This window comes from Pseudomonas sp. LB3P25 (assembly GCF_054897985.1).
This window is the reverse complement of sequence record NZ_CM142711.1, coordinates 4,766,984-4,783,941: the sequence shown is the minus strand read 5'-3', so window position 1 is coordinate 4,783,941 and position 16,958 is coordinate 4,766,984. Positions and strand designations below refer to the sequence as shown.

The 16,958-nt window shown below is 60.2% G+C and carries 16 protein-coding genes and 3 pseudogenes; 13 read left to right on the top strand and 6 right to left on the bottom strand.

The genetic code is table 11. From position 1 onward, the window contains the following. Nucleotides 1-152 precede the first annotated feature (152 nt). Together ACYZTW_RS21855 and ACYZTW_RS21850 are read left to right on the top strand one after the other, a co-directional pair. Nucleotides 153-728, top strand: coding sequence for a flavodoxin family protein (locus ACYZTW_RS21855; RefSeq protein WP_462001765.1), 576 nt, complete (start codon nucleotides 153-155; stop codon nucleotides 726-728). A gap of 31 nt (nucleotides 729-759) precedes the next feature. Next, nucleotides 760-1,584 carry an alpha/beta fold hydrolase gene (locus tag ACYZTW_RS21850; RefSeq protein ID WP_462001764.1) on the top strand — a complete coding sequence of 275 codons (825 nt, stop codon included), beginning with the start codon at nucleotides 760-762 and terminating at the stop codon, nucleotides 1,582-1,584. A gap of 209 nt (nucleotides 1,585-1,793) precedes the next feature. Here ACYZTW_RS21850 and ACYZTW_RS21845 read toward each other — a convergent pair whose 3' ends face one another. After that, nucleotides 1,794-2,249 (bottom strand): helix-turn-helix domain-containing protein, encoded by a 456-nt coding sequence (locus tag ACYZTW_RS21845; protein ID WP_462001763.1) that lies wholly within the window; start codon nucleotides 2,247-2,249, stop codon nucleotides 1,794-1,796. Nucleotides 2,250-2,457: 208 nt separating this feature from the next. Here ACYZTW_RS21845 and ACYZTW_RS21840 point away from each other — a divergent pair, with 208 nt between their 5' ends. Then, nucleotides 2,458-3,444: an MBL fold metallo-hydrolase gene (locus ACYZTW_RS21840; RefSeq protein WP_462001762.1), complete on the top strand. Its 987-nt coding sequence runs from the start codon at nucleotides 2,458-2,460 to the stop codon at nucleotides 3,442-3,444. A gap of 45 nt (nucleotides 3,445-3,489) precedes the next feature. Continuing rightward, nucleotides 3,490-4,410, top strand: a complete 921-nt coding sequence (locus ACYZTW_RS21835; RefSeq protein WP_462001761.1) for a LysR family transcriptional regulator — start codon at nucleotides 3,490-3,492, stop codon at nucleotides 4,408-4,410. Nucleotides 4,411-4,788: 378 nt separating this feature from the next. Here the strand turns inward: ACYZTW_RS21835 and ACYZTW_RS21830 are convergent, their stop codons facing one another. Beyond that, on the bottom strand, nucleotides 4,789-6,093 hold the full coding sequence (locus ACYZTW_RS21830; protein WP_462005703.1) for an IS4 family transposase: 1,305 nt from the start codon (nucleotides 6,091-6,093) through the stop codon (nucleotides 4,789-4,791). Nucleotides 6,094-6,681: 588 nt separating this feature from the next. Here ACYZTW_RS21830 and ACYZTW_RS21825 point away from each other — a divergent pair. From ACYZTW_RS21825 to ycaC, 5 genes are all read left to right on the top strand, one after another. Next, nucleotides 6,682-6,897 (top strand): DUF6124 family protein, encoded by a 216-nt coding sequence (locus ACYZTW_RS21825; protein ID WP_462005817.1) that lies wholly within the window; start codon nucleotides 6,682-6,684, stop codon nucleotides 6,895-6,897. Between the two features lie 312 nt (nucleotides 6,898-7,209). Beyond that, the gene (locus tag ACYZTW_RS21820) at nucleotides 7,210-7,626 is read left to right on the top strand and encodes a DoxX family protein (protein ID WP_462001760.1); all 417 of its coding nucleotides are present in this window, start codon (nucleotides 7,210-7,212) and stop codon (nucleotides 7,624-7,626) included. Next, complete coding sequence (locus ACYZTW_RS21815; protein WP_462001759.1) at nucleotides 7,619-8,212, top strand: antibiotic biosynthesis monooxygenase; 594 nt, start codon at nucleotides 7,619-7,621, stop codon at nucleotides 8,210-8,212. Before ACYZTW_RS21820 ends, ACYZTW_RS21815 begins: the two co-directional genes overlap by 8 nt. Next, nucleotides 8,209-10,047, top strand: a complete 1,839-nt coding sequence (locus ACYZTW_RS21810; RefSeq protein WP_462001758.1) for an amidohydrolase — start codon at nucleotides 8,209-8,211, stop codon at nucleotides 10,045-10,047. The genes ACYZTW_RS21815 and ACYZTW_RS21810 overlap by 4 nt, the downstream gene beginning before the upstream one ends. A gap of 69 nt (nucleotides 10,048-10,116) precedes the next feature. Next, a complete protein-coding gene (gene ycaC / locus ACYZTW_RS21805) occupies nucleotides 10,117-10,743 on the top strand; it encodes an isochorismate family cysteine hydrolase YcaC (RefSeq protein ID WP_008032694.1) in 627 nt (208 codons plus the stop codon). A 264-nt stretch (nucleotides 10,744-11,007) separates the two neighbouring features. Here ycaC and ACYZTW_RS21800 read toward each other — a convergent pair. Next, nucleotides 11,008-11,570: pseudogene (locus tag ACYZTW_RS21800) on the bottom strand (alpha/beta hydrolase fold domain-containing protein); the annotation flags it as partial. Between the two features lie 46 nt (nucleotides 11,571-11,616). Between ACYZTW_RS21800 and ACYZTW_RS21795 the strand changes: the two are divergent. Next, on the top strand, nucleotides 11,617-12,513 hold the full coding sequence (locus ACYZTW_RS21795; RefSeq protein WP_462001757.1) for a LysR family transcriptional regulator: 897 nt from the start codon (nucleotides 11,617-11,619) through the stop codon (nucleotides 12,511-12,513). A gap of 138 nt (nucleotides 12,514-12,651) precedes the next feature. On the opposite strand, the gene ACYZTW_RS21790 is transcribed toward ACYZTW_RS21795, so the two are convergent. The 3 genes from ACYZTW_RS21790 to gspG form a co-directional block, all read right to left on the bottom strand. Next, on the bottom strand, nucleotides 12,652-13,206 hold the full coding sequence (locus ACYZTW_RS21790) for a hypothetical protein (RefSeq protein WP_462001756.1): 555 nt from the start codon (nucleotides 13,204-13,206) through the stop codon (nucleotides 12,652-12,654). A 164-nt stretch (nucleotides 13,207-13,370) separates the two neighbouring features. Further along, a complete protein-coding gene (locus ACYZTW_RS21785; RefSeq protein WP_462001755.1) occupies nucleotides 13,371-14,558 on the bottom strand; it encodes a type II secretion system F family protein in 1,188 nt (395 codons plus the stop codon). A gap of 14 nt (nucleotides 14,559-14,572) precedes the next feature. Next, a complete protein-coding gene (gspG, locus tag ACYZTW_RS21780) occupies nucleotides 14,573-15,007 on the bottom strand; it encodes a type II secretion system major pseudopilin GspG (RefSeq protein ID WP_462001754.1) in 435 nt (144 codons plus the stop codon). Between the two features lie 194 nt (nucleotides 15,008-15,201). Between gspG and ACYZTW_RS21775 the strand changes: the two genes are divergently transcribed. The 3 genes and pseudogenes from ACYZTW_RS21775 to ACYZTW_RS21765 all read left to right on the top strand — a co-directional run. Further along, nucleotides 15,202-15,810, top strand: a complete 609-nt coding sequence (locus tag ACYZTW_RS21775; RefSeq protein WP_462001753.1) for a lytic transglycosylase domain-containing protein — start codon at nucleotides 15,202-15,204, stop codon at nucleotides 15,808-15,810. Between the two features lie 397 nt (nucleotides 15,811-16,207). After that, nucleotides 16,208-16,438, top strand: a pseudogene (locus ACYZTW_RS21770) (hypothetical protein); the annotation flags it as partial. Beyond that, nucleotides 16,432-16,952, top strand: a pseudogene (locus tag ACYZTW_RS21765) (cytochrome D1); the annotation flags it as partial. The pseudogenes ACYZTW_RS21770 and ACYZTW_RS21765, both read left to right, overlap by 7 nt. Nucleotides 16,953-16,958: the final 6 nt, after the last annotated feature.

The window sequence follows — 16,958 nt, the reverse complement described above, 5'->3', positions numbered from 1 at the left end:
CGGCCACCGGTCTGTGGGAGCGAGCCTGCTCGCGAAGGCGGCGGCACATTCAACATCGTTAGTGACTGATACAACGCTTTCGCGAGCAGGCTCGCTCCCACAGGGGGGCTGCCGTGTAACAAAGGGATTAAACATGTCATGAGGACGCCGGAATGAGCAACGTGGTGGTGGTCTATCACAGTGGCTACGGGCACACCCGTGTCATGGCCGAAGCAGTGGCCCTGGGTGTGGAAAGGCACCTGGGCAGTACCTGCCAGCTGATTTCGGTCGAGGACGTGGACCGGCACTGGGACCATTTGCACAACGCCGACGCGATCATCTTCGGCGCGCCGACCTACATGGGCAGCGCCTCGGCAGCCTTCAAGGGGTTCATGGAAGCTACGGCGGCGTTCTACCTGGCCCAACCCTGGCGCGACAAACTGGCGGCCGGCTTCACCAATTCCGGCTGCCTGTGCGGCGACAAACTCAACACCTTGCTGCAGATGGCAGTGTTCGCCGCGCAGCATTCAATGATCTGGGTCGGCCTCGACCTGCTGCCGGCGCGTTCGAGCACGGGCGTGTTCGATGGGCAAATGAATCGCCTGGGCAGCTCGCTGGGCGCCATGGCGCAGTCGAATGTCGAACAGTCCCCCGAACTCGCACCTCCCCCCGAAGACCGCTGCACCGCTGCGCATCTGGGCGAGCGAGTGGCGCGGCTGGCTGAACGCATGAGCCACTCACCGGTTTGATACACCCCAACACTCGCTAAGGAGACAACGCATGAGTACGTTCACGACCCGAGACGGCACCGAGATTTATTACAAGGACTGGGGCACCGGTCAGCCCATCGTCTTCAGCCACGGTTGGCCGCTGAATGCCGACAGTTGGGAATCGCAGATGATCTTCCTGGCCTCCAAAGGTTACCGGGTGATCGCCCATGATCGCCGCGGTCATGGCCGCTCCAGCCAGCCATGGACCGGCAATGACATGGACACCTACGCCGATGATCTGGCGCAGTTGATCGAGTTGCTGGACCTCAAAGACGCCGTGCTGTTCGGTTTCTCCACGGGCGGCGGCGAAGTGGCGCGCTACATTGGTCGCCACGGCACCGACCGCGTGGCCAAGGCCGGGCTGATTTCTTCGGTGCCACCGCTGATGCTCAAGACTGAAGCCAACCCTGGCGGCCTGCCGATCGAGGTGTTTGACGGCATTCGCGAGGCGTCCCTGGCCGACCGTTCGCAGCTCTACATCAACCTCGCCAGCGGTCCGTTCTTCGGCTTCAACAAACCGGACGCCAAGCCATCCCAGGGCATGATCGACTGGTTCTGGATGCAAGGCATGACCTCCGGCCACAAGAACGCTTATGACTGCATCAAGGCGTTCTCCGAAACCGACTTCACCGAAGACCTGAAGAAGTTCGACATACCGACGCTGGTGGTGCATGGCGATGCTGACCAGGTGGTGCCGATCGAAGCGGCGGGCATTGCATCTGCAAAACTGGTGAAAGGATCTACGTTGAAGGTCTACCCGGGCGCTCCCCATGGCTTGACGGATACCCACAAGGATCAGCTCAACGCTGATCTGCTGGCGTTTTTGAAGGACTAAGCGTTAATCCCTAGCCCCCCGATCCTATGCCATGGAAGCTCTGTAGCAGCTGTCGAGCCCCGGCGAGGCTGCGTTCGTCTGCGAAGCAGTCGCAAAATCCGAGAACGCAGCCTACCTGAAACACCGGGGTGCTGAATTCACGACTGCTTCGCAGCCGAACGCAGCCTCGCCGGGGCTCGACAGCTGCTGCAAGGAATGTGTTGGCGGGTTTACGGTGCGTTAAGTTGAGACGTGGAGGCAGCGCGGTGATTCGCGGGAGGAAGGCGTAAGGCGCGCACAATCTTGCAACGCCACGCAAACGGAGTGATGCCTTCGCTGCGGGTGAAGATGTGGCAGAAATGTGCCTGATCGCAGAAGCCGCATTCGAGACTGATTTGCGTCAGCGTCAGGTCAGTGCTCTGGATCAATTGCTTGGCGCGGGCGATGCGCTGGTTGCGAATCCAGTCCTGAGGCGAGAGCCCGGTGCTGCACTTGAACGCGCGGGAGAAATGACTGCGCGAAAGGGCGCAGGCGCGGGCCAGTTCGGTCACTTCAACGGTTTCACCAAGGCGCTCGAGGATCAGTTGCTTGACCAGGCTTTCGCGCCACGGGGTCAGGCCGCCGGTATTTTTCTTTCGCGTTTCAGTAGCCGTCGCGCGGGCGACGTTTTGCTGAGAATGGGCCATGAAAAATGTCCGTGTCGGTGAGCTTCATCTTTGGCCGCTGGGTTCTGGCAGGCGAGTTAAACGTTGTTAATTCCGTCCGTGTGAGGTGGTAACCAACAGCGCTAACTCAGCACATTGCTGCAATTTCTGCGGGTACGAGCCGTGCAAAATAGACGTTATCTGGCGGCGTTGTGCGTGGCCGCTCTTCTGACTCGACCAAGGTGGTGGCATGAAACATTCTCTGGTTTGCGCGCTGGGGCTCGCGGTAGCGCTGGCGTCCGGCATTTCCTCGGCTCAGGCACCGGCGCAAGTCGGCACACAAGTGCCGGGTTACTACCGGTTGGCGGTGGGCGATTACGAGGTGACGGCGTTGTTCGATGGCTACAACGATCTGTCGCCCAAATTGCTCAAGGGCCTGACCCAAAGTCAGATCCGCGCGCTGCTGGCTCGCCGTTCGATTGAAACGCCGGGCGTACAAACCGCGTTCAACGCCTTTCTGATCAACACTGGCAAGCAGTTGATCCTCGTCGATACCGGCGCTGGCCAGTGCATTGGTGCTACAGCCGGGATGCTGTCAGAGAATATGAAAGCCGCCGGTTATGAGCCTGCGCAGGTCGATACGATTTTGCTGACCCACCTGCATTTGGACCATGTCTGCGGACTCGTCGACGGCCAGCAGAAACCGATTTTCGCCAACGCCACTGTTTACGCGGCGAAGGCAGAAGCTGACTACTGGCTCGATCCTAAGGCCCTGGGCAAGGCGCCCGAGGGTGCCAAGCCGTATTTCAAAATCGCCCAGGACTCGACCGCGCCCTACGTCGCGGCAGGTCGCTTCAAGACGTTCGATGCCGGTCAGTCGCCCGTGCCGGGTGTAGTCGATGCGGAACTGGAGGCCGGTCACACGCCGGGCAGCACCACGTACCGCTTCACTTCGCAGGGGCAGAGCATTCTGTTCATGGGCGATCTGGTGCATAACCTCGCGGTGCAGTTCGAGCACCCTGAAGTGTCGATCGGCTTTGACGTCAACAGCCAGCAAGCGATCAAGAGCCGCGCCAAGGTTTTCAGCGATGCAGCGGCGAGCAAAGTCTGGGTAACGGCGGCGCATTTGCCGTTTCCGGGCATCGGCCATATCGCGGCGCAGGGCAAGCATTTCCAATGGGTACCGGTGGAGTACGGTCCTTACAAACGTGCAGCCAACGTACCGCTGATCGAGTAAAGTCCACCGCTAAGTGCCTGGCTGAACACACAAGGGAACCTGCCTGTGAACCGTAACGATCTGCGCCGCGTCGACATGAACCTGTTAGTGATTTTCGAGGCGTTGATGTTCGAAAAGAACCTCACCCGTGTTGCTGAAAAACTGTTCATGGGGCAGCCGGCGGTGAGTGCGGCGCTGGGACGGTTACGGGATCTGTTCGACGATCCGCTGCTGTTGCGCAACGGCCGCGGGATGGAGCCGACGGGGCGGGCACTGGCGATTCTCAAGGAGCTGCAGCCGGCGATGGATGTGATTTCCGGGGCGGTGAGCCGGGCTAAAGAATTCGATCCTGCTACAAGCTGCGATGTGTTTCGCATTGGGCTGTCGGACGACGCCGAGTTTGGCTTGTTTCCGCCGTTGCTGCGGCAACTGCAAGAAGAGGCTCCGGGGATCGTGGTTGTGGTGCGCCGCGCCAACTACCTGCTGATGCCGGCATTGCTGGCCTCGGGAGAAATTTCCGTGGGGGTGAGCTATACCACGGATTTGCCGGCGAATGCCAAGTGCAAGAAGTTGCGGGACATCCCCTGCAAAGTGCTGCGCGGGGACAAACGACCGGGGACGCTGACGCTCGACGAATACTGCGAACGACCGCATGCCATGGTGTCGTTCTCCGGCGACCTGAGCGGCAACATCGATCTGGATCTGGCCAAGGTCGGCCGTAGCCGCCGCGTGGTATTGGGCGTGCCGCAGTTCAGCGGTTTGCGCGCGTTGCTCGCCGGCACTGAAATGATCGCCACCGTGCCGGATTATGCGGCGTGTGCGCTGGTTGAAGGGTGTGCGTTGCGGGCTGAGGATCCACCGTTTCCCATCGATGCGGCGCAGTTGTCGATGGCATGGAGCGGGGTGCATGACAATGATCCGGCGGAGCGGTGGTTGCGGTCGCGGATCAGTGAGTTCATGTCGAGGCCTTTGCCGATTTCGGCTTGACCGTGGCGGCCTCCGGGCCGACCACGTTCCCGCCTGTCCGATCCCCTGTAGGAGCGAGGCTTGCCCGCGAAGGCGGCCTGACAGCCGACCTGTTTATATCCTGATGTACCCCGTCCAACTGTGGGAGCGAGCCTGCCCGCGAAGGCGGCCTGACAGCCGACCTGTTTATATCCTGATGTACCCCGTCCAACTGTGGGAGCGAGCCTGCTCGCGAAGGCGGCCTGACAGCCGACCATTCTCCCCCAGATGTACACCATCCAACTGTGGGAGCGGGCTTGCTCGCGAAGGCGGCCTAGTAGCCGACCAATCTCTTTCAGGTGTACATATCCATTCCTGCGGTAACGGCCACTTAGGGTTTCGCCCTTACGGCCATCCCTTTCAAGGTCTTTTGACTTTGGCGGCCTTGAGCACCCTATCCGTCGACACGTGGGCATGCACTGCCTTGCCTTCAAGCCACTCCTTGGATTTAGGCACCTTCGGACCTCGTTTGCTTTTAGCGACGGTTTTTGGCGGGACTTTTCTGGCCAGCGCCAGTAAGTGCTGAGCCAGCCCTCCTGCGCGGATTGGGATGGATAAGTGCTCTGGCGGCAAGGCAATCTGCATGCCCTCATAACCACTGCGTACCTGTATCGTCAGGTGGAAAATCGATGCCTCCCAATCTTCAGGTTGGGTCTGGCGATGAGCCTGTTCAACGCTGCGCTTAAGCACCGACAAAATGTTGTAAGCCAACACAGCCGACGCAAACCCCAGCAGGGCTGCCTTAGGGTTGCCCAAGGTTTCGATTTCACTTTCCAGCACCGATTCCAGGCGCTGGAACATCCCTTCGATACTCCAGCGACGACGGTACAAGTCGGCGATTTGTTCAGCGCTGATGGTGTCGGGCAAGTTGCTCCAGAACAACAGCGTGGCGTCGCCTGATTCGGTGGGTTTTTGCAGGCGAAGTTCGACACGCCGCCACTGGCGTCCGCTTTTCACTTCGATGGTTTGCTCGCGCACGTTTCCCGTCGCGACCGCGACAGACTCCTGCCAGTCGCTTTCCTGAAACAGGCGCGGATGCTTACTTGGCTCACGAATAATGAATGAAGCCCCGGCATCTTCGCAGGCCTCCATGACCGGGAGCGTGCAATACAGTCGATCAGCCATCCACAGTTGGCCAGCACTGGCTTTTTCCAGCAACGGCAGCACGCTGACGCGCTCGCTGGCGTAAGCATCTTCGCAGGGCTGAAGGTCGACGACCTGGTCGAGATCAGGGTCGTAAACCACGACCGAAAAACCAGGCCGAGCGGCGCCTCGTTCACGGCGCAAAGCGCCCAAACGTTTTTCGCTGGAAGGCAGGTGGTTACCGTCAACGACTCGCAGTTGCCAGCCAGGCAAAATGGCAGAACAACCCAGCTCTTCAATCGTCGGAGCCAGGCGCTGTGCGCTGCCGATTACCAAGGCACGCAGCAGCGCAGGCTCTGTGCGACTGACCTTGTCATAGAGCGCCGCCAAGCTGACGGGAAGATCATTCATCTGCCGCGCTGCGGCATGCAGCGAAGGCCGCAAACCCAGTGAAACCAAGGACATCAGCTCAACGATAGTCGAAAACAAAAGCTCACGCGGGTACTGCCGTTGACGATGCTCTTCAAACACCTGATCGACCCACTCAGGCGCAATGGCCTGCTCCAACACCAATTTGGCCATGACACTGGCCGGTGCTTTTTTCTCGAACCGCGCTAAAACCTCTGCCCACATCGTCTCGTCGTCCTGACCGGTATTTTTGGGGGATTTTATCAAAGACCTTGAAAGGGATGGCCCTTACGGCGAGTCCCTTTTTCAAACGCCAAAAAGGAACCAAAAGGCTTCGCCCCAGCGTCCGGCCCCTCGCCCAGGCTCGGCGTACCCTCGCTTCGGCATTCATCTGGGGGCATCGCCTCCGGTTGGCTTCGCTTCAACCTCCTCTCGATGTGTTCGACTTCGTCGAACGGCGCTGCGCGCCTACCCCCAGATGAACACCTCCACTCAGCTTCCCGCAGGGGCGGATGGATCAAGATCAAAAGCTGCAGGCGAGCTAACGCTCGGCCTGTTGAGTGGTGGAGGGCGGCGGGTGTGCGCCGCTCTGCTTTTGTAGGAGCCGAGCTTGCTCGCGATGGCGGCCTAGTAGCCGACCAATCTCCTCCAGATGCGCCCAGTCCAACTGTGTGTGGGAGCCTGCTCGCGATGGCGGTGTGTCACTCAGCATTGAAGTTGGCTGACTGACTGCCATCGCGAGCAGGCTCGCTCCCACAGCGAATATGTACTGATCTGAGAGGTGGGTTTAATGGCATCGACACTGAAACCCTATTGGTCAACGCCTGCGAATCTCTGGCTTCCGCCAGTGTCATGGCCAGCGATTTCGCCGGGCTGATGGAGGGGCCGCATCGCAATACGATGCCGGGTATTCAGCAGGTCATCATGCTGGCTGAGCTGGTGGTGAATCGGGCGTTGGACAGAGTTGATCCGCGGTAACGTCGTCAGTTGAAAAGAAACGGTCTCGGTAGAGGCCGTTTTTTTGTGCCTGACAGAAACCTGCGGGCAAACAATATCCCTTGTGGGAGCGAGCCTGCTCGCGAAGGCGATGTGTCATTGAGCATTGATATTGCCTGACCCACCGCTATCGCGAGCAGGCTCGCTCCCACAAGGGATCTGCGGTGGATCGTACCGCCGGGCTCATCCACAAAAAGAGCACACACATCCAATTTTTCCCGCCCCCACACCGGCACTATCAAATCAAGTCCCGGCGCATGAACGCCGGTGGTTTTTCATTTGTGCAGGTAGCCCATGAATACGTCGCGATGGGATGAGCGGGTCCAGGATCTCGGACTGCTGTTTTTGCGGGTCAGTGCCGGATTGTTTCTGCTGTGGGTGCACGGTTTGCCGAAGCTGCTTAACTACAGGGCGCAACTGCAGATCATCGAAGACCCTTTTCACCTGGGCGCGAACGTCACGCTAATGCTGGCGATTTTTGCCGAGGTGTTGTGTCCGTTGTTGATCATTACCGGGGTGCTGGTGCGTTTGGCGTGTCTGCCGATTCTGTGTTTGCTGCTGGTGGCGCTGCTGATTGTGCATCCGCAATGGAGCCTCGATGAAGGGCAGTTCGGCTGGCTGCTGTTGATTCTGTTCACCAGCATTCTTATCGCCGGGCCGGGACGGCTGGCGCTCAATGTCCGATTCGCCGGAGCTTTACGTTATGCCTGAATCCAATCGTTTCGAGGAAGTCGTGACCCTGGTGATCAAGCACCGGGTCAAGGCCGGTTTTGAAGTGCCCTACGAAGCCTGGTTGCGCAACATTGTCAGTATTGCCGGGCAGCAGGAAGGGCACTTGGGTGTGGACGTGATGCGCGGCAAAAACGCCGGCCTGGACATGTACACCTGCGTGCTGCGCTTTTGCTCTACCGACGCGATGCAGCGCTGGCTCGATTCGCCGCAACGGCTGGCACTGGTTAACGAAGCCACGCCGATGCTCGCCGACGGCGACCAGACCGAGGTCAATCCGGTCAACGAATTCTGGTTCGCGCCGCAAGCCGACGCCGCTTCGCCGCCACCGCCGCGCTGGAAGCAGGCCGTGGTGACGTTGTTGGTGATTTTGCCGCACACCTTGCTGGTGCCGCTGATCTGGGGCCCGCTGTTGCAACTCAACGCCATCCTTTCCAATTACGTGGTCGCGACGTTCCTGATCACGCTGACCATCGTCGTTTCGGTGGTGTACCTGTTCATGCCGATGGCGACGCGGTTGTTCGCGCCTTGGCTGTCCTCTTCCACTCAGCCCAAGGAAACGCGATGACCGCCGATCTGATTTTGTTCAATGGCCAATTTCATACCGTTGACCGTGAAAACCCGCGCGCCAGTGCGGTTGCGATCAGCGAGGGTCGCTTCGTTGCGGTCGGCACCGATGCCGAAGCCATGGCCCTGCGCGGTTCGGGCACGCAGATCATCGATCTCAAGGGTCGCTGCGTCATTCCCGGCCTCAACGACTCGCACTTGCACCTGATCCGTGGCGGTTTGAACTACAACCTTGAACTGCGCTGGGAAGGGGTGCCGTCGCTGGCCGATGCCCTGCGCATGCTCAAGGAACAGGCCGACCGCACGCCGACGCCGCAGTGGGTGCGTGTGGTCGGTGGCTGGAATGAATTCCAGTTCGCTGAAAAGCGCATGCCGACCCTCGAAGAACTCAATCAGGCCGCGCCGGATACACCGGTATTTGTCCTGCATTTGTACGACCGCGCCTTGCTCAACCGTGCCGCGTTGCGGGTGGCCGGTTACACCCGCAACACGCCGAACCCGACGGGTGGCGAGATTGTGCGCGATGCCAACGGTGAGCCGACCGGCATGCTGGTGGCGCGGCCCAACGCCATGATTCTGTACTCGACGCTGGCCAAAGGGCCGAAGTTGCCGCTGGAGTATCAGGTCAACTCGACACGCCAGTTCATGCGTGAACTCAATCGCCTCGGCCTGACCAGCGCCATCGACGCCGGCGGTGGTTTCCAGAATTATCCGGACGATTACCAGGTGATCGAGCAGTTGGCCAAGGACCAGCAGCTGACCATTCGTATTGCCTACAACCTGTTCACCCAGAAGCCCAAGGAAGAGCTGACTGACTTCAAGAACTGGACCAGCAGCGTGACCCTGCATCAGGGCGACGACTATCTGCGACACAACGGCGCCGGGGAAATGCTGGTGTTCTCGGCGGCGGATTTCGAGGACTTCCTCGAGCCGCGTCCGGACTTGCCGCAAACCATGGAAGACGAGCTGGAACCGGTGGTGCGCCACTTGGTCGAGCAGCGCTGGCCGTTCCGTTTGCACGCCACGTACAACGAATCCATCAGCCGCATGCTCGACGTGTTCGAGAAGGTCAACCGTGACATTCCGTTCAACGGTTTGCCGTGGTTTTTCGACCACGCTGAAACCATCACCCCGCAGAACATTGAGCGGGTGAGGGCGCTGGGTGGTGGTATCGCGATTCAGGATCGCATGGCGTTTCAGGGCGAATATTTCGTCGAGCGTTACGGCGCCAAAGCGGCCGAAGCCACGCCGCCGATCAAGCGCATGCTGGCCGAAGGTGTACCGGTCGGCGCCGGTACCGATGCCACGCGAGTGTCCAGCTACAACCCCTGGACTTCGCTGTACTGGATGGTCAGCGGCCGCACCGTCGGTGGCCTGGAACTGCACGCCGAGGGCCTGTCCCGACAAACCGCGCTGGAGCTGTTCACCCACGGTAGCGCCTGGTTCTCTTCCGAGCAGGGCAAGAAAGGCATGATCAAGGTTGGCCAACTGGCTGACGTCGCGGCCCTGAGCGCGGATTTTTTCAGCGTCGACGAAGAAGCGATCAAGTGGATCGAGTCGGTGTTGACCGTGGTCGGCGGCAAGGTGGTGTACGCCGCCGGTGACTTCGAAAAACTCGGGCCGGCCAGCGTGCCGGTGCTGCCGGACTGGTCGCCGGTGGTGAAAGTGCCGGGGCACTGGCGTCCGACCTCGCCGATGCAGGCGCAGGTTCACCATTGCAGCGGGCCGTGCGGCGTGCATTCCCATAACCATGAAAAGGCGCGCTTGTCGAATGCGCCGGTCAGCGATTTCGCGGGTTTCTGGGGCGCGTTTGGCTGCTCGTGCTTTGCCTTCTGACGATCAAAAAAAAGCGCCGACCCTGCGCGTCGGCGCCGTATGTAACACCCATCCACCGAGGAGTTTCACATGAGCAACGTTCCGTACAAACGCTTGAATAAAGATGACGCCGTGGTGCTGCTGGTCGACCACCAGACGGGTCTGATCTCGCTGGTTCAGGATTTCTCGCCGAACGAATTCAAGAACAACGTACTGGCCTTGGGCGATGTGGCCAAGTTCTTCAAGCTGCCGACCATCCTGACCACCAGCTTCGAAAACGGCCCGAACGGCCCGATGGTTCCCGAGCTGAAAGAACAGTTCCCGGACGCGCCATACATCCCGCGTCCAGGCCAGATCAATGCCTGGGACAACGAAGATTTCGTCAAGGCTGTTAAAGCCACAGGCCGCAAGCAACTGATCATCGCCGGTGTAGTCACCGACGTTTGCGTGACGTTCCCGACGCTGTCGGCGCTGGCTGAAGGGTTTGAAGTGTTCGTCGTGACCGACGCCTCGGGTACCTTCAACGAAACCGTGCAACAAGCGGCCTGGGCGCGCATGGCGGCGGCCGGTGCTCAACTGGTGAACTGGTTCTCGGTGGCCTGCGAGCTGCAGGGCGACTGGCGCAACGACATGGAAGGCCTGGCGAACCTGCTGTCGCCGCGCATTCCGAACTACCGCAATTTGATGAACAGCTACTCGGTGCTGACGTCGAAGTAAGTTTGCGATCACACCGAAAAATGCCCGCGAATGTGCGGGCATTTTTTTGGCTGGCGAATGCGCTTCCTGTAGCAGCTGTCGAGCCTCAGCGAGGCTGCGTTCGGCTGCGCAGCAGTCGTGAAACCTGTATACGCGGTCTTGCTGGAAAACCGCATCGCCTGATTTCACGACTGCTTCGCAGCCGAACGCAGCCTCGCTGGGGCTCGACAGCTGCTACAAGGGCAGGCAGCTTCGCCACGCATTTCTGTGTGGCGAGGTGAGGACTCAGTTCAAGTGAGTCTTGAGTTCCAGTGCCGCCTGGCGAACCGCCGCTTTCACTTCCGGAATCTGGCTCCGCGGGTTGAGCAGGCCGAAGTCGTGAATCATGCCGTTGTAGCGCACGACCGTGACCGGCACACCGGCCGCGTCGAGGTGGCGGGCATAGGCTTCGCCTTCGTAACGCAACACGTCGAACTCGTCGGTTTGTACCAGGGCCGCTGGCAAGCCTTTGAGCTGTTCGGCGCTGGCTTGCAACGGCGAGGCATGGATCTGCGCACGCTCGGCTTTGTCGGTGGTGTAGCTGTCCCAGAACCCGTTCATCATGCCCTTGGTCAGGAAGTGGCCTTCAGCAAATTGCTGGTACGACCCGGTGTCGAACTGTGCGTTGGTCACTGGCCACATCAACAGCTGGAAGCGCAGGGCCGGGGTTTTTTGTTTCCTTGGCCATCAAGGCCACGACCACCAAGTCGTGGATCAGACGACTGGTGAGTCGGGTAATCGCCCAACACCCAGTCGCCACCGTGGAAGAACACGAACACCGGCAATTCACCTTTGACCTTAACCGGACGCGCAAAAGCGGCTATAAAATGTTTGACTGTCAACCAAGGCGTGACAATGAACCCGTTCGAAGATATGCGTATTTTTTGCCAAGTCATGGATTCCGGCAGCTTCACCGCGGCGGCCGATCAATTAGGCCTGTCCAAGCAGTTCGTCAGCCGGCGGTTGATGCAACTCGAAGAGCGTCTGGGTGTGCGGCTGCTCAATCGCTCCACGCGGCGACTGGACGTGACGCCACTGGGGCAGAGTTATTACGAGTCAGCCTTGCGCCTGCTGGGCGAAGTCGAGCAAGTGGAGCAGGGCATCGCCGGCCAGACCACTGAGCCCCGCGGCACTATTCGTATCAGCGCGCCGCTGTCGTTTGCGCTGGCGCATTTGGGGTGTCTGCTGCCGGTGTTTTTGCAGCGTTATCGCGACGTCACGGTGGAGGTCGACCTCAGTGATCGGCCGGTGGATTTGCTCGGTGAGGGTTATGACCTGGCGCTGCGCATTGGCATTCTGGAGGATTCGACGCTGATCGCCCGACGCATCGCCTCCATCCAGCGGGTGTACTGCGCCAGCCCGGCTTACCTGGCCGAGCGCGGTACGCCGCTCAAACCCGAAGACTTGCACACGCATGACTGCCTGCCTTACGGCCACGGTCGTCAGGTGCAATGGCGTTTCGACGGGCAGGGCAAGCCGCTGACTGTCAACGTTACAGGCAGGATGCGGGTCAACAACGGTGAGTTGCTCAAGGACGCGGCGGTGGCCGGGATGGGGATTACGTACTTGCCGACGTTCATTGTCGGGTCGGCGCTGAAGGATGGCAGGCTGGTGCCGGTGTTGGACGAGTATCGTCCGCAGCCGCTGACGTTATCGGCGGTGTATCCGCAGCATCGTCAGAGTTCGCGGCCGGTGCAGGCGTTGATCGAGTTTTTGCGCGAGCGGTTGGATCAGGCTGACGGTGGGTTGTAAGGCTCACCACTTCCACTGTGGGAGCGAGCCTGCTCGCGATGGCGGAGTGTCAGACGACATCATGTTGAATGACAGATTGCTATCGCGAGCAGGCTCGCTCCCACAGGGGATTTGTGGAGTTTTGGGGTTCAGTGTTTGTCAGGTCCGTTTGTCATCGCCTGGCTCGCCACCGACATGCACACCGTGGTCGTCACCGATTTCACCCGAGCGATGCACGCCGTGGTCATCGCCGACTTCACCGGCGCGATGTACGCCGTGGTCATCGCCGACTTCACCTGCACGATGCACGCCGTGGTCGTCGCCGATTTCACCGGCGCGATGAACGCCGTGGTCATCACCGGGCTCGGCGTGAGTGCCATTGCGTCCGGAGGAGGCTGTGTTACCGGAATGTCCCGAACCATGGTCGCTGCCGCTGTGACCGCTGCCACTGTTGCCGCCACTGCCGCTTCCGCCGTGACCACCGCCATTGCCGCCGCCACCGCTTCCACCACCGCCAGAGCCGCCCCCGCCGGATCCACCGCCACCGCCGCCAGATCCGCCACCACCACCAGATCCACCGCCGCCCCCGCCACCACTACCACCATCCTTGGCCTGAGCGCTCGACATACCGGACAGGCTGTCCGGAATCAATACGGTAGACGCCGACAGAACTGCGCCAATAGCTACTGCAATCAAAAGCTTGTTGATGTGCATATCGTTCTCCGTCTTCTTATTCAGGTTGGAACGTTGATGAACAATGCAACGTGCTGCTTTATCCAATTATTCAGTTGGACTGTTGATAAACACTTCAACGTACTGATTTATTCAGTTGTAACGTCGATGAACACAGCAACGTACAGCTCACCCTGTTCAAGGGGTCAGTGAATACTCGAGGCCAGCTCGAAAATCGGGATGTACATCAGGATCACGATCACCCCGATCAGCAGGCCGATGAAGGTCATGAGCAAGGGTTCGAACAGCCGCACGAACCATTCGATCCAGCGGCTGATTTCTTCGTCGTAGAAGTCGGCGCTGCGCTCCATCATTTGCCCCAGGTTGCCGGACTGTTCGCCAGCGCGCAGCAAGCGCAGGGACACCGGTGTCACGAGGTGATTGAGTTCCAGAGCGGTCGACAGCGACTGGCCCTCGCGCACCCGTTCGCAGGCCTCGTCCAGGCGCGCGCGGGAGGCGACGGTGAGCAGGCCGCGAACCATGCCCATGGCGGTGACGAGGGGAATGCCGCCTTGCAGCAGAATCCCCAGCGAACGGTAGAAGCGCGCCAGTTCGTACATGAAGATGCGTTGATGGACCGCCGGGAGTTTTTCGATCATGCGGTCCACGCCCCGGCGAAAGGCCGGTTGGCGCTGGAGGAAGGTGAGGGCGACGATGATTGCCGCCAATGTACCGAAGAATTCACCCTGATGGGTGTGCAGGAACATCCCGCTGCTCATCAGGATCTGCGACAGCCACGGCAGGTTCGAGCCCAGCCCTTCGAACACGAGGCTGAAGCGCGGCACCACGTAGCCCATCAGAAACAACACCACGCCACCTCCCACCACCAGCAACAGCAGGGGGTAGATCGAAGCGCTGATGATTTTTTGCCGAACCTCGTCCATGCGCTGGCGATAGCTGACATAGCGGCCCAGGGCATCGCCCACGGCGCCGGTCTTCTCGCTGGACTGCACCAGCGCTACGTAGAGCGCAGGGAAAACCGCCGACAACTGGGCCAGTGCCTGGGAGAACGATTTGCCTTCATAAAGCAGGCGCACCAGTTCGCTCAAGGTTTTGCGGGCCTGGGGCGCGTTCTCTTTTTCCGCCAGGCTTTCCAGCGCATCGATCAGCGGTAGGCCGGCATTGAGCAACGTCGTCAGTTCCTGGCTGAACAGCACCAGGTTGAAGGTCTCGCGCTGCCTGACGCGCAACGCACGCCAGTGACGCTCGGCGTACAGGCTGACCACCCGATAACCCTGATCTTCGACGATGCGCCGGGCTTCGCTGTGGCCAAGCGCCTCGACGGTCAATGAGACTACACCGGCCTTGCCAACGGCTTTGAGATGAAATCGCATGGTCGCCACTCCCGTCATTGCCAGCTGGTGACTTCGGCGTTTTCGCCTTCGCCGCCGGGTTGACCGTCCTTGCCCATGGACAGCAAGTCGTATTCGCCGTTTTCGCCGGGGCAGCGATAGGTGTAGTTACGGCCCCACGGATCCTGCGGCAGTTTTTTCTGCAAGTAAGGGCCGGTCCAGCGTGTTTCATCGCTGGGCGCGGTGATCAGCGCCTGCAAACCCTGTTCGGTCGACGGGTAATGACCGACCTCCAGACGGTACAGATCCAATGCTTTGCCCAGGCCTTCTATTTGAGCCTTGGCCACCTTCACTTCGGAGCGGCCCAGTTGGGCGAAATACTTCGGCGCGACGATGCCGGCCAACAGCCCCAGCACCACCAGCACCACCAACAGTTCGAGCAGGGTGAACCCGCTTTGAGCACGCGGGGCGGAACGCAAACGCTGATTCATGATGACCTCACACAGTCGGCAGAAGGGTCGCCATGAAGGCTTATGCAATTGCCATGCACAGGCTCGGAGATCCTTCTGCAACCCCTGAATTACGGGCCTTTGCGCATCCGGCACAGTGCTTGCGTATGGCTGGTTTACTACCGGCCATTGGGGCATTAGCCCCATTTTTCGGGGCCGGGCAGGAGAGGCAAATAATGAAAACATTCACCACAGGACTGCTCGGTCTGCTAGTGCTGACCGGCGTCGCTCAGGCCGATGTGTTCGTTTCTGTGGACGCCAAGGGCAGCTACGTTCTGTCCAATGTCCACCGTCCCGGCCGCATCTATGAACGGGTGATTCATGAGCCTGAACCCGCCCGGGTCAGCATGGATCAGCAACCGCAGATGATTGCCCGGCAGCCCTATGCCGAGCTGGTTTCGGCGGCTGCCACAGCCAATGAATTGCCGGCGGCGCTGTTGCATGCGGTGATCCAGGCCGAGTCCGCGTATGACTCCGGTGCGCGGTCACCCAAAGGCGCAGGCGGGTTGATGCAATTGATGCCTGACACCGCCCGGGAGATGGGGGTGAAGAATGTCTATGACCCGAAAGCCAATATTCAGGGTGGCGCCAAATACCTGAAGCACCTGATGACCCTGTTCGATAACGACATCAGCCTCGCCGTGGCGGCCTACAACGCCGGGCCGCAAGCGGTGCTCAGCCGTGGCGGGGTGATCCCGCCGTTCGCCGAAACCCGGCGTTACGTGCCCAGTGTCTTGCGCCAATACCGACGCTTGCAGGGCCTGGCCGCGGATGCGCCGCTGTGATTGGGGGGTTCCCCCATTAGTGGGGCAACTCGATCTGTATCACCGAACTGAAGACCACGTTCGCCCCGTAGCAGCTGTCGAGCCTGCGAGGCTGTGGCGAGGGGATTTATCCCCGTTCGGCTGCGAAGCAGTCGTGAATTCAGACGACGCGGTGTTTCAGCAATTCCTCGCGTTCAGGTTTTACGACTGCTTCGCAGCCGAACGCAGCCTCGCAGGCTCGGCAGCTGCTACAAGGCCCCGCCCGGAAAGTGGGGAATGGGTGGGGAATATCCCCCGAGTTATTAAGTAATTACTGTAACCGATTGAAAAATAACTAAAATATTTATGGCATGCGGATTGCTCAAGAGGATTTGTCGAGACTTATTCCTAATGAGTACCCACAGCGAGGCCCGTGATCATGACCGGCATACCCTGCGCTCCGTCCTTGTTTAATCTGCTGCTGTTGGTGGCGTCGATGCTGGGCATCGAGCTGGCAGAAGCGGCCGTGCGCTGCGAGCGCAACTTGGTGGCCAACGTCGTGGCGCTGGATCAGCCGCTGATGTTCAACCGCCTCGGTGCACAGAACGCCAACGGAATGATGTTCGCCCTGCGCCGCGATGTGGTCGACGACCATGACAGGTCCCTGGCCCAGGCCAAGTGGCGCGGGCGGCGATGGTCATCGACCGCAGCCTGCGCGAAGTCGAGCCGGGGCTGTACAGCGCACGGATCAAACTGCCCACCGCCGGGTGTTTCGACGTGGCCTTCCTGCTGAACCAGCCGAACATTATCCATTGCTTCACGGCCTTGGTTGAGCCGGACAAAAACCTCAACCCGCACGCGGGTGTGCCGAAGGTGGAATTCATGCTCGACACGTCCACCGCCGCCCTCGGCAGTCCTTACGTGGTGCGCTTTCGCATCGTTCAGGGCAAGCAGAAGGCGCAGCGCACCGGGGTCAAGGACGTTCAGGTGCGCTACTTCCGGGCCCCGACGTCCCGGGTACAACACGTCGCGCGCTGGAAGTGGGCGACGGCGTTTATGAAGCCCCGGTGACCCTCGACCAGAACGGCGCCTGGTACCTGCATGTGTGCGCGGCGTCGCTGGGCGCGAGTTTCGACGACAAGACTTTTGCCAGCGTTCGGGTCCTGCCCGGCGATGCCCACTGAAGAGGA

What these genes read in the sequence shown, in the direction of transcription:
- ACYZTW_RS21855 (WP_462001765.1), top strand. Translation starts at nt 153, where the DNA reads ATGAGCAACGTGGTGGTGGTCTATCACAGTGGCTACGGGCACACCCGT.
- ACYZTW_RS21850 (WP_462001764.1), top strand. Translation starts at nt 760, where the DNA reads ATGAGTACGTTCACGACCCGAGACGGCACCGAGATTTATTACAAGGAC.
- ACYZTW_RS21845 (WP_462001763.1), bottom strand. Translation starts at nt 2,249, where the DNA reads ATGGCCCATTCTCAGCAAAACGTCGCCCGCGCGACGGCTACTGAAACG.
- ACYZTW_RS21840 (WP_462001762.1), top strand. Translation starts at nt 2,458, where the DNA reads ATGAAACATTCTCTGGTTTGCGCGCTGGGGCTCGCGGTAGCGCTGGCG.
- ACYZTW_RS21830 (WP_462005703.1), bottom strand. Translation starts at nt 6,093, where the DNA reads ATGGCCAAATTGGTGTTGGAGCAGGCCATTGCGCCTGAGTGGGTCGAT.
- ACYZTW_RS21820 (WP_462001760.1), top strand. Translation starts at nt 7,210, where the DNA reads ATGAATACGTCGCGATGGGATGAGCGGGTCCAGGATCTCGGACTGCTG.
- ACYZTW_RS21815 (WP_462001759.1), top strand. Translation starts at nt 7,619, where the DNA reads ATGCCTGAATCCAATCGTTTCGAGGAAGTCGTGACCCTGGTGATCAAG.
- ACYZTW_RS21810 (WP_462001758.1), top strand. Translation starts at nt 8,209, where the DNA reads ATGACCGCCGATCTGATTTTGTTCAATGGCCAATTTCATACCGTTGAC.
- ycaC (WP_008032694.1), top strand. Translation starts at nt 10,117, where the DNA reads ATGAGCAACGTTCCGTACAAACGCTTGAATAAAGATGACGCCGTGGTG.
- ACYZTW_RS21795 (WP_462001757.1), top strand. Translation starts at nt 11,617, where the DNA reads ATGAACCCGTTCGAAGATATGCGTATTTTTTGCCAAGTCATGGATTCC.
- ACYZTW_RS21790 (WP_462001756.1), bottom strand. Translation starts at nt 13,206, where the DNA reads ATGCACATCAACAAGCTTTTGATTGCAGTAGCTATTGGCGCAGTTCTG.
- ACYZTW_RS21785 (WP_462001755.1), bottom strand. Translation starts at nt 14,558, where the DNA reads ATGCGATTTCATCTCAAAGCCGTTGGCAAGGCCGGTGTAGTCTCATTG.
- gspG (WP_462001754.1), bottom strand. Translation starts at nt 15,007, where the DNA reads ATGAATCAGCGTTTGCGTTCCGCCCCGCGTGCTCAAAGCGGGTTCACC.
- ACYZTW_RS21775 (WP_462001753.1), top strand. Translation starts at nt 15,202, where the DNA reads ATGAAAACATTCACCACAGGACTGCTCGGTCTGCTAGTGCTGACCGGC.